This window comes from Streptomyces sp. NPDC051041 (genome assembly GCF_044456065.1).
GTDB lineage: Bacteria > Actinomycetota > Actinomycetes > Streptomycetales > Streptomycetaceae > Streptomyces > Streptomyces glaucus.
In genome coordinates this window covers 598,506-608,204 of sequence record NZ_JBITFM010000001.1, presented here as the reverse complement: position 1 = coordinate 608,204, position 9,699 = coordinate 598,506, and the positions used below count along the sequence as shown (strand labels likewise).

The window sequence follows — 9,699 nt, the reverse complement described above, 5'->3', positions numbered from 1 at the left end:
GCGCGGCGGCCCGCCCGGTCACCCGGACCGGGCGGGCCGCCGCGCCGTCCCGTCCGGGTGGGCCGGCCCCGCCGGCCCGCCGCCGCTGCCGCGCCGCAACGCCCCCCCCCGCGACGACCGGTACGGCCCCGCCGAGCCGCCGCTCGCCCGGCCGGCGGGCCACGCCGTATCCGCCGGCGGCCGCCGGCGCGCCGGGTCCCTTCGCCATCCCCGCCTCCCGCATGCCGCTCCCCCTGGGGCCACCGGGGCCGACCCCGGTCAGCGGGCCCGGCCCGCCCCCTGGGGGCCCGTGTCACCCCGCGAACGAACCTGAGTCGGGGGTTGTCAAGTTTCCTCCCCCGAGCTATATAAGAAGTAGCCGTAGGGCATCGCACGGAGAGCGCCTGGAAGAGAGGAGTGAACTGTGATGCTCATGCGCACGGACCCGTTCCGCGAACTCGACCGTCTCGCGCAGCAGGTCCTCGGGTCCGCCCGTCCGTCCGCCATGGCGATGGACGCCTACCGGTCCGGGGACGACTTCATCGTCCACTTCGACCTCCCCGGCATCGACCCCGAATCGATCGAGCTGGACGTCGAGCGCAACGTCCTGAACGTCCGCGCCGAGCGCAGGTCCCCCGCCCCCGAGGGCGCGGAGATGCTCGTCGCCGAACGCCCGACGGGCACCTTCACCCGCCAGCTCTTCCTCGGCGACACGCTCGACACGGAACGCATCGACGCCTCGTACGACGCCGGCGTCCTGACCCTGCGCATCCCGGTCGCCGAGCAGGCCAAGCCGCGCCGCATCCAGATCACCGGCGGCGACAGCCGCAAGCAGCTCGGCAGCTGAACCGGCCGCACCACCGGGGCGGCGTGAGGGCCGCCCCGGCCCACCGGCCGGCCGCACCCACCAGACGCGTCCCGCAGGCACCGTCCCCCGCCTGCGGGACGCGGTCGCCCGTGCCGCCGGCCGACACGACGGACCGACCCGCACCCCGGAGGAGGACCCCGCAGATGAGCGTTACGACGGTGCCGACCACGACGGCGACGCCGGCCAGGACGGCGACGGCCACGACGGTGACGGCGCCGCCGCCCGCGGACAGGCCGAACTGGGCCGACCTGGTCGAGGAGGTGCGGGAGGCCGGCCAGTACCCGACGAGGGCGGAGGCCGAACGGGTCACCCGCATCGTCCTGTCGGCCCTCGGCGGCCATGTGATCGGCGACGAACGGGTCGACCTGGCCGCCGCACTGCCCGAGGAGGCCGCACGGGTGGTCGCCTCCCAGATCCCGGCGACCCGCGAGCTGAGCGCGGCGGAATTCGTCGACTCGGTCGCCGCCCGCATCGAGGGGGCCACCTCCGCCACGGCCCGCTGGGACGTCAGCTCGGTGCTCAGCGTCCTGCCCGGGCTGGTCGGCGACGAACTGGTGACCCGCATCCTGTCCCAGCTGCCCCCGGGCTACGCCCTGCTGTTCGGCCGCGCGGACCTGAGCCCGGCGCCGTGACCCCCCTGCGGCGACGGCGACGGTGACAGCGGCGGCGTCGGCGGGAGCGGCGGCGATCGGCCACCGCCCGGTTCGTTCCGCCGCCCGGCGGCCGTCGCCGCCGGGCGGCGCTGCCGGCCGGTGGAAGCCGCCGCCGCGGGGAAAACAGGCAGGAGAAGCCGCCGACCGCCAGGGAGCCAGGAAGGTGCACACCGCAGCCCCCACCCGCCACCTGACCGTCCCCGACGGCACCCGCCTCGCCCACCGGGACCACACGCCGTCGCCCCCGGCCCCGGAAACCGGCCCGGTCCTCCTCCTGCACGGCCTGGCGGGCCACCAGGGCGAGTGGGACGACCTGGTGCCCCGTCTCCTCGCCGACGGCCACCGCGTGGTGACGTACGACGCCCGCGGCCACGGCGCGAGCACCCGCCGCCCGGCCACGGTGACCCGGGCCTGCCACGTACGGGACGCCGTGGCGCTGATCGAGCACCTCGCCCTGGCCCCCGTCACCCTCGTCGGCCAGTCGCTGGGCGGCCACACGGCGATGCTCCTCGCGGCGGACCACCCGCACCTGGTGCGGTCCCTGGTCCTCGTGGAAGCCGGCCCCGGCGGCCCGAGCCCCGAGCTCCCGGACCGGATAGCGCGCTGGCTGGACAGCTGGCCGGTCCCGTTCGCGTCCCCGGAGGAGGCCCGGCGCTTCCTGGGCCACCGGGCCTGGGCGGCCGGCCTGGAACGACGGCCGGACGGCTGGCATCCCCGCTTCGACCGCACGACGATGATCGACACGGTCTGCGAACTGGCCACGACCGCGTACTGGGACGCATGGTCCCGCGTCACCAGCCCCACCCTCCTCGTCCGGGGCGAGCACGGCACCCTCGCCGAGCAGGACACCGCCAAGGCCCTGACCTGCCGCCCGGCCGCCCGCCACGTCCTCGTCCCGGACGCGGGACACGACGTCCACCTGGACCAGCCGGGGCGTCTGCACGAGGAGATCGCGCGGTTCCTGACGGCCACAGGCGGGCCTCCCCGCCGTCGGGCGATCGCTTGACGACAGGGAGGCGGCGCGTCCATGAACCCGCGCGACCCAGGGGCTCACGGCGGCCCGAATCGTCCCGTCCCGCGGGCTCGCGCCTCTTCCCGCGGCGTCTTGCCGGATTCGCCGCCGGTCTCACCCGGCGGTGCCCGCACGGGCTGACGTGACGGGTCGGGTCCCACCGGGGGGTGTCCGCCGGGCCGTTTCGTTCCTGCGGTCCGTGTACGCGGAGCCGTTCCGTCCGCCCGGCTCCCGCCCGCGAGGGCGGTTCGGGGCCGTGTCCCTGGCCGCATCCCTGGCCGTCTCCGCTGTTGCGGTGGCTTCCTCGTGAGCGGCGTCCGGGCAGGGCCGAGGGGGTGTCGTGGTGGTGCTGCCGGCCCGGCCGCCGCCCGGGCCGGCGGGCGACCGCCACGGCTCACTCCGAACAGGCCGAGCAGGCACGACAGCTCCACGGCCGCGGCACCCCGCCCTGGAGACCGCCCAGACCTTCAGGGCCGGACGTTCCGCCGTCTGCGGCTGCATCACGCCACGCGCCCCGGAGCGGACGGTCACCCGGCGCCGGAAGCCGCCCGGCCACCGGGCGCCCCGTTGATCGCATTCACACGTCCCGAGGTTGCGTTCTCGAGTTGAATCAGCTGATGACACCGCGGTCCAGGGGCCCGCTCCGAGGCCCGGTCACGCGGGAAGCAGAGGACACACGAACAGGGGAGACACCGGTGTATGAATCCGAAGGAGCCTGGCGTGAGGTCGACGCCTACTTCGTCGACACGCTCGTTCCCGAGGACAAGGCGCTGACCGACGCCCGCGAATCCGGTCGGCGAACCACGATGCCGCAGGCGGAGGTGGCCCCCAACCAGGGAAAACTCCTCGCGATGCTGTGTCGGATGTCCGGCGCGACCAAGGTGCTGGAGTTCGGCACCCTGGCCGGATACAGCACCATCTGGCTCGCGCGCGCCGTCGGCGCCGGGGGCCACGTCACCTCCCTCGAACTGGAGGAGCACAACGCCGCCATCGCCCGGGCAAACCTCGAACACGCAGGCGTGGCCGACCGCGTCGATGTCATCGTCGGCCCCGCGGCGGAGTCGGCGCGACGACTCGTCAAGGAGGTCAAGGACGGCACGGCACCGTACGACTTCGTGTTCATCGATGCCGACAAGCCCAGCAATCCCGCATATCTGGAGGCATCGCTCGCACTGACCCGCCCCGGCAGCGTGATCGTCATCGACAACGTCGTACGCAACGGCGCCGTCACCGATCCCGACAGTCCCGATGACCGCGTCCAGGGCGTGCGCACGGTTCTCGCGGACATCGCACGAGACGCACGGCTGGAGGCGACCGCGCTCCAGACCGTGGGTTCCAAAGGCTGGGACGGCTTCACCATCATCCGACGAACCAGCTGACACGGCTCCGCACCCGGTTCCGGACCGAAGGAGCCCCCGGCCACGCCGAGGGCTCCGCCGCATTCAGAGGATCGGCAACGCCTCGCCGTGCGGAAACAGGCACCGACCGCACATCGGCCGCCCCTCGCGGCCCAGGCAGAAGACGGAACCGCGTCAGCCGCGGCGCCGCCCGCACGGCCGTCGCCGGCCTCCTGCCCGACCCCACCTCCGTCGAGGGGGCCGCTCCCGCCCCGGAGCTGCCGGTCACCCCCGACAGGCCGGGCGAGGCGGCCCGCCTCCGGGCGAAGGCCCGCAACGCGCAGGTCCTCGACCGCGCCCACGAGGGCGTCGATCCGGCCGACTTCGCGACGACGATCGACGTGCTGCGGCGCATCGTCGCCAACCTGGGAGGTGACGGGAACCTGCCCGACCGAGGCCCGTGACCGGCAGGCGCCGGGGGCTTCAGAGGTCGTCCTCGCCGAGGGGTTCGGGTTCGCGGGTCCAGGCCAGATCGAGGACGTAGCGCTCGGTGACGGGGCGGTCGTCCCAGGCTCCGGTCGGCACGTCGGCGGTGGAGTCCTCGGCGATCCGGCGCAGGGCGGCGCCGTAGTGGTCGGCGGCCGCCCGGCGGCCCTGCCACCAGGCGTGGCCCTCGTAGACGCCGGGGCGGGGGAGGGCGATCTCGCCGGCGGGGCCGAGGTCGAGCCGGCCGATCACGAGGATGCCGGTTTCGGACTCCAGGCTGACGGCGGTGTGCCCCTCGGCGTCCCCCGGCGGAACGGGCGGGGTGTCCCAGACGCGGACGACCACCTGGACGGCCATGACGGGCTGCAGGCTCAGCAGGTACAGGTGGTAGCCGTCGCCGGCCACCACCTCCCTGCGGGCGGCGGCCAGGGCACCGGCGTCGCCGAGGTAGGCGTCCGCGTCGTACACCTCCACGACACAGCGGCCCGGGGTGGTCGTGCAGGTGTGTTCGGCCAGGAGCGTCATGGTGCCGATGCCCTTCCGAGGCTTCCGGTCGTGTCAGCGGGGATACGGTTTCACGTGGAACACGCCGTTTCCAGCCCCGCGGGCATTCCGCCCCGACCCACCGCGCCCACGAAGCGACGCCACGCCTCGCTCCCGACCGGGACGACGGGGCCCGTTGCCTGCTTGGAGTCCCGTACGAGCGTGCCGTGGGAGACGTGGGCGCACTCCACGCATTCGGTGGCGTTGCCGCCGCTGTAGGAGGACTTGAACCACTGGTGCGTAGAGGACGCGGCCATGGGGACTCACTCCTTGCTCATGCGGTGGATGATCTCTGTCGAAGTCTCGACGTCGAGGGCCTGTGCACTGAGGTACTCGAACGCCAACCTGCAGCGCTCCAGTTCCTTCGGCTTCTCCATGAAGAGGCCACCGCTGAGCAAGTCGACGTAGACGACGTCCAGGTCCTGTGAGGGACCGCGGAGCACGGCGAAGCTGTCAACGGCTGCCGCGTGGGCGCCCTTTGAAAAAGGCAGAACCTGGAGCGTGACGTGGGGGCGCTGCGCCATGGCGAGCAGGTGCCGGAGCTGTTCCCGCATCACGGCCTGACCGCCTACGCGGCGACGGAATACCGCCTCGCCGATGATGCACCAGATGCGCGGCGGTTCCTCTTCGAGGCGACCGCTGATGCTGAGGCGGGCGCGGTACGGCCCTCGTCTCTGCCCTCGCCGACCGGTGGGGTGTCGATCTCCGCGTCGATCGGAAAGTGACGTGGTGCGAGCTCGCCACGGGGTCGAGCGAGCTCAACGGCCGTGAACACTCAAGCCCTTCACTCGAAAAGGCGGAGAAACTTTTCCGCCTCTACAGTGCGGCTACGCCCCTGCAGACCGCAGGGGCGTAGCTGGCTTCACGCTGTCGTGACCGAAACCGCGGCAGTCAACGTGATTGCAGACGTCCTGCACTGGCTTCAAGCCCACGGGCGCGACACGGACGAGGCGCCTGATCGTGCGCAGATGCGGTTTGAGGCGGAGTCCGCCGTTTATGCGCGCGAAGGATCCTGAGCCTCACCCGGCCGCGATCGCGGAGTATGCCCAGACATCCGCGGGGATCGGGTGCTTCAGCCGCCATGTGATCGCCATCGGCGGACCGTGCCAAGCAGTAAGCCGACTTTGAATGAAGCTGCTTCCAGTGTGAGCTCAAACTGCGCCTCACAACCTCTTCCCAGAAGAGATCTGGCGCTGTGCGGAATGCTGTGAGGATCACGGAACCGAGTCGATCTGGAGTACCAGCGAAGAGACTGGGCGGGTTCGCCCACGGCTGTCTTCCGGATCTGACCGCGGGAGTATGACGCGAATCAGGGCAAGGGCAGGGAAACTACCCTTAATTTCCCAGCCCGTGGCACTCCCCGTACACCCGCCCCGACCCGCACCAGCACCCCGCTCCCTTCTCCGGCGGCCAGACCACGGCCCGTCCCCGGGCCGCCAGCGTCGTCGCGTACTGCGGCAGCAGCGTCGTGTCCTGCGGCGACGCGCCCTCCGAGGCCGCGAAGGCCTCGTACGACGGCACCGTCCCGGTCACGACGCCGAGGTTGGGTGTGCCGGAGGCCGCCAGCTCCCGCAGCGCGCCCTCTATCGCCGCCAGGTGCTCCTCGTGCGAGGGGTACTCCGCGGCCAGCTCCGGGTAGGCGGCGACCAGCTCCGTCAGTTCCTCCGCCGGCCAGTGCAGCACGGCCACCGGGAAGGGGCGGGACAGGGCCTCCCGGTACGCCCCCAGTTCGGCCCGCAGCCGGGAGATCTCCGCCTCCAGTTCCGCGGGGTTCTCCGAGCCCAGGGACCAGACGCGCCCCGGATCGTGGAGTTCGTCCAGGGAGACCGGGAGGGAGTGCACCGAGTCCGCCAGGGCGTCCCACTCGTCGTGGGCCAGGCCCAGCATCCTGCGGACCCGGTGGCGGCCGTACAGCAGCGGGTGCGTCGGGTACGGGGGCTGCGTCACGTCCGTCAGCAGGAGCCGTACCGCCTCCGTGAACGTCTCGTGGGCCGCCTCCAGTTCGTCGTGGGCCTCCAGGGCCTCGGCCACGATCACCCAGGGGGCGGCGTCCCGGGGGGCCGCCGTGCGGATGCCCTCGATGATCGCCAGGGCCTCGGCCTCGTGGCCGTACTCCCAGAGGTTCGCGGCTTTCAGGGCGCGGACCAGGGACGGGTTCTCCAGGTGCTCGGCGGAGGCGAGCAGGCGGTCGTAGAGCGCGGTGGCGGCGGGGCGGTCGCCGGACAGTTCCCGGTGGGCCGCGGCCCGCAGCAGCAGGGCCTCGGCGTCCTCCGGGTACAGGCCGGCGATCCGCTCCAGGCGTGCCGCCTCGGCGGTGTGGTCGACGGTTTCGGCAGGCGTGTCGGGGCGCATGGACGACACCGTACTGCCGCCCGGTGACATCGGTGGGGCGAGTGCGGGCCGACTCCGGCCGGTGGTCCCCGGGCCGGTGGTCCCCCGGCCCCGGCCGTTCCCGGTCCTGCGGTCCCTGGACCCCCTGGTCCCGGGGCCGGCGGTTCCCGGTCCGCTGCCGCCCGGCCCCGACGATCCGCGGAACGTCGTCTCCGCGCCCGTGCGGAGCGGGTCGTGCCGGCCGCCGGCCGGTTCAGCCCCGGCCCGGCGGCCGCTCCCGCAGCCCCAGCACCACCGCCGCCGCCCCCAGCGCGAGCCCCGCCGAGACCGCCAGCGCCACGTCCGCGCCCCGGCCCGGGTCCCCCGCCGACGTCGCCAGGGCGATCGTCAGGGCCACCCCGGCGCACGAGCCGATGTAGCGGAACGTCTGCTGTGCGCCCGACCCCATCGCCGCCCGCGCCGCCGGCACCGAGTCCACCGCCAGGAGGGGGAGCGCGGCGTTCAGCAGGCCGCTGCCCGCGCCGGCCAGGAGCAGGCCGGGCAGGAGGCGGGGCCAGGACGCCGCGCCGACCGCGCCGAGCATGGCCAGGACGCCGGCCGCGTGCAGCGCGAACCCCAGGGCCAGCTGGTGGCGGGACGGGACGCGGTGCGCGAGGCGGCGGGCCTGGAGCGCGACCGTGAAGGACAGGCCGGACCAGAGCAGGAACAGCCACGCCGTGTCCATCGCGGACAGGCCCAGCGCCTGCTGCAACAGCGCCGGCAGGAAGCTGAACAGGCCGATCACCGCCAGCCCGGTGAACAGCCCGCCCGCCGACGACGCCAGGAACGGCGGGCGGCGCAGCAGCCCGAGTTCGATCATCGGGTTCGGGGCGCGGCGCTCCACCAGGACGAACCCGCCCGCCAGCGCCGCGGCCGCCGCCAGCAGCAGCCCCACCGGCGCCCGCAGCCAGCCGTCCCGGCCCAGCGTCAGCGCCGCCACCAGGGCGGCCAGGGCCAGGCCGAACGTCACCGCGCCGGCCAGATCGGGGCGGCCGCCGCGCGGGGAGCGGGACTCGGGCAGTGCCCGCGAACCCAGGCCGGCCACGATCAGCGCCGCCGCGGCCAGGACGCCGTACGCCGGCCGCCAGGACGGTATCGCCCCGGCGAGCAGCGGGCCGAGCGCGATGCCGCCGCTGACGAACGCGCCCCACACCCCGGTCGCGCGCAGCCGGCCGCCCGGCGTGGGGAAGGCGTGCGCGATCAGGCCCAGGCTGCTGGCCAGCAGGGCCGCGCTCGCCGCGCCCTGGGCGACGCGGGCCAGGGTGAACAGCCACGTGCTCGTCGCGAACGCGCCGAGCGCCGTGGTCAGGCCGAGGGCCAGGGTGCCGGAGACGAAGACCCGGCGGCGGCCGTAGTCGTCGGCCAGGCTGCCCGCGACCAGCAGCAGCGCGGCCAGGCCCAGCGGGGTGCCGTTCAGCAGCCAGGCCTGCGCGGAGAGCGGGGTGTGCAGGTCGGCCGCGGTGGCGGGGAGCGTCACCATCGGCGCCGTGTACGTCATCAGTGCCACGGCGGTGGCGGCGCTGGTCAGGGCCAGGGTGGCAGCGGGGCGCGGGGACGGGTCCCGGCGCGGCCCGGCCGTGAGCCGTGCGGCGGGACCGGCGGCCGTAGGGCTGGTCGCGGTGGGGCCGGTGGCGGTGGGGGCGGCGGGATCGGTCTCTGTCATGGCCTGTCCTGTTCCGTCCTCGGGACCGGGGAGGGGAGCGGTCCGGAACCGCTCAAGGTTCGGTCACTGAATCGACTCGTGGCCCGCAACCGTAGCACCCAAGGTTCGATGAATGAACCCTTGGCTGGTTACAGTGGGCCGCATGGCTCTCGGCAAGGACTACGCCGCGCAGCAGTGCTCGATCGCCCGGGCGCTGGAGGTCGTCGGCGAGCGGTGGACGCTGCTCGTGGTCCGCGACGCGCTCTACGGCGTCCGGCGGTACAACGACTTCCTCGTGCACCTCAGCATCCCCCGCGCGGTCCTCGCCGCCCGCCTCCAGACGCTCACCGCCGAGGGGATCCTGGCCAGGCGCCGCTACCAGGAGTCGCCGCCGCGGGACGAGTACGTCGTGACCGAGCGCGGCATCGCGCTGTGGCCGACGCTGTGGGCGCTCGGCCTGTGGGGCCGGGAGCACTACGGCCAGTCCCCGCTGCGCGTCTTCCGGCACGCCGACTGCGGCACCGAGCTCGGCCCGTACGGCGAATGCCCCGCCTGCGGAACCGCCGTGCCCGTCCCGGACGTCGAGATGGCGCCGGGACCGGGACTCGATCCGGACCCGGCGGATCCGGTCAGCCGCGCGCTGCTCCGGCCGAAGCGGCTGCTCCAGCCCATCGAGACCGGGCCGGCGTCCGACGCCGGTGCGGTATGACGAGGACGGGCGGAACGGACGCGCGAGCGGCCGCGCGAGAGGTGCGAGCGGCCGCGCGAGACGCGCGGGAGCGGGAGCCGGCGATGCGCACCCGAGCGTG

General features: G+C 74.1%; 9 protein-coding genes and 1 pseudogene. 5 read left to right on the top strand and 5 right to left on the bottom strand.

Annotated elements, in window-relative coordinates; translation table 11 throughout:
• Positions 1-406 precede the first annotated feature (406 nt).
• The 4 genes from ACIBAI_RS02625 to ACIBAI_RS02610 all read left to right on the top strand — a co-directional run bounded on the left by ACIBAI_RS02625 (position 407) and on the right by ACIBAI_RS02610 (position 3,891).
• Entirely contained in the window at positions 407-826 is a 420-nt protein-coding gene (locus ACIBAI_RS02625) for an Hsp20/alpha crystallin family protein (protein WP_399030594.1), read from the top strand.
• 164 nt (positions 827-990) lie between these two features.
• Positions 991-1,479: a DUF2267 domain-containing protein gene (locus tag ACIBAI_RS02620; protein WP_399030593.1), complete on the top strand. Its 489-nt coding sequence runs from the start codon at positions 991-993 to the stop codon at positions 1,477-1,479.
• 184 nt (positions 1,480-1,663) lie between these two features.
• The gene (locus ACIBAI_RS02615; protein WP_399030592.1) at positions 1,664-2,506 is read left to right on the top strand and encodes an alpha/beta fold hydrolase; all 843 of its coding nucleotides are present in this window, start codon (positions 1,664-1,666) and stop codon (positions 2,504-2,506) included.
• A 701-nt stretch (positions 2,507-3,207) separates the two neighbouring features.
• Entirely contained in the window at positions 3,208-3,891 is a 684-nt protein-coding gene (locus ACIBAI_RS02610) for an O-methyltransferase (RefSeq protein WP_399030590.1), read from the top strand.
• Between the two features lie 441 nt (positions 3,892-4,332).
• On the opposite strand, the gene ACIBAI_RS02605 is transcribed toward ACIBAI_RS02610, so the two are convergent.
• The 5 genes and pseudogenes from ACIBAI_RS02605 to ACIBAI_RS02585 form a co-directional block, all read right to left on the bottom strand.
• Positions 4,333-4,860 carry a hypothetical protein gene (locus tag ACIBAI_RS02605; protein WP_399030589.1) on the bottom strand — a complete coding sequence of 176 codons (528 nt, stop codon included), beginning with the start codon at positions 4,858-4,860 and terminating at the stop codon, positions 4,333-4,335.
• Positions 4,861-4,910: 50 nt separating this feature from the next.
• On the bottom strand, positions 4,911-5,135 hold the full coding sequence (locus ACIBAI_RS02600) for a DUF397 domain-containing protein (RefSeq protein WP_399030588.1): 225 nt from the start codon (positions 5,133-5,135) through the stop codon (positions 4,911-4,913).
• Between the two features lie 6 nt (positions 5,136-5,141).
• Positions 5,142-5,504 (bottom strand): annotated as a pseudogene (locus ACIBAI_RS02595) (DUF5753 domain-containing protein); the annotation flags it as partial.
• A gap of 709 nt (positions 5,505-6,213) precedes the next feature.
• Entirely contained in the window at positions 6,214-7,230 is a 1,017-nt protein-coding gene (locus ACIBAI_RS02590; RefSeq protein WP_399030587.1) for an SEC-C domain-containing protein, read from the bottom strand.
• 232 nt (positions 7,231-7,462) lie between these two features.
• On the bottom strand, positions 7,463-8,911 hold the full coding sequence (locus tag ACIBAI_RS02585) for an MFS transporter (protein ID WP_399030586.1): 1,449 nt from the start codon (positions 8,909-8,911) through the stop codon (positions 7,463-7,465).
• Between the two features lie 142 nt (positions 8,912-9,053).
• Between ACIBAI_RS02585 and ACIBAI_RS02580 the strand changes: the two genes are divergently transcribed.
• Positions 9,054-9,599: a winged helix-turn-helix transcriptional regulator gene (locus ACIBAI_RS02580; protein WP_399030585.1), complete on the top strand. Its 546-nt coding sequence runs from the start codon at positions 9,054-9,056 to the stop codon at positions 9,597-9,599.
• The last annotated feature ends 100 nt before the right edge of the window (positions 9,600-9,699 follow it).

Excerpts from the sequence above, each read along its gene's own strand:
- ACIBAI_RS02620 (WP_399030593.1), top strand. The coding sequence starts at position 991 with ATGAGCGTTACGACGGTGCCGACCACGACGGCGACGCCGGCCAGGACG.
- ACIBAI_RS02605 (WP_399030589.1), bottom strand. The coding sequence starts at position 4,860 with ATGACGCTCCTGGCCGAACACACCTGCACGACCACCCCGGGCCGCTGT.
- ACIBAI_RS02580 (WP_399030585.1), top strand. The coding sequence starts at position 9,054 with ATGGCTCTCGGCAAGGACTACGCCGCGCAGCAGTGCTCGATCGCCCGG.
- ACIBAI_RS02590 (WP_399030587.1), bottom strand. The coding sequence starts at position 7,230 with ATGCGCCCCGACACGCCTGCCGAAACCGTCGACCACACCGCCGAGGCG.
- ACIBAI_RS02600 (WP_399030588.1), bottom strand. The coding sequence starts at position 5,135 with ATGGCCGCGTCCTCTACGCACCAGTGGTTCAAGTCCTCCTACAGCGGC.
- ACIBAI_RS02625 (WP_399030594.1), top strand. The coding sequence starts at position 407 with ATGCTCATGCGCACGGACCCGTTCCGCGAACTCGACCGTCTCGCGCAG.
- ACIBAI_RS02585 (WP_399030586.1), bottom strand. The coding sequence starts at position 8,911 with ATGACAGAGACCGATCCCGCCGCCCCCACCGCCACCGGCCCCACCGCG.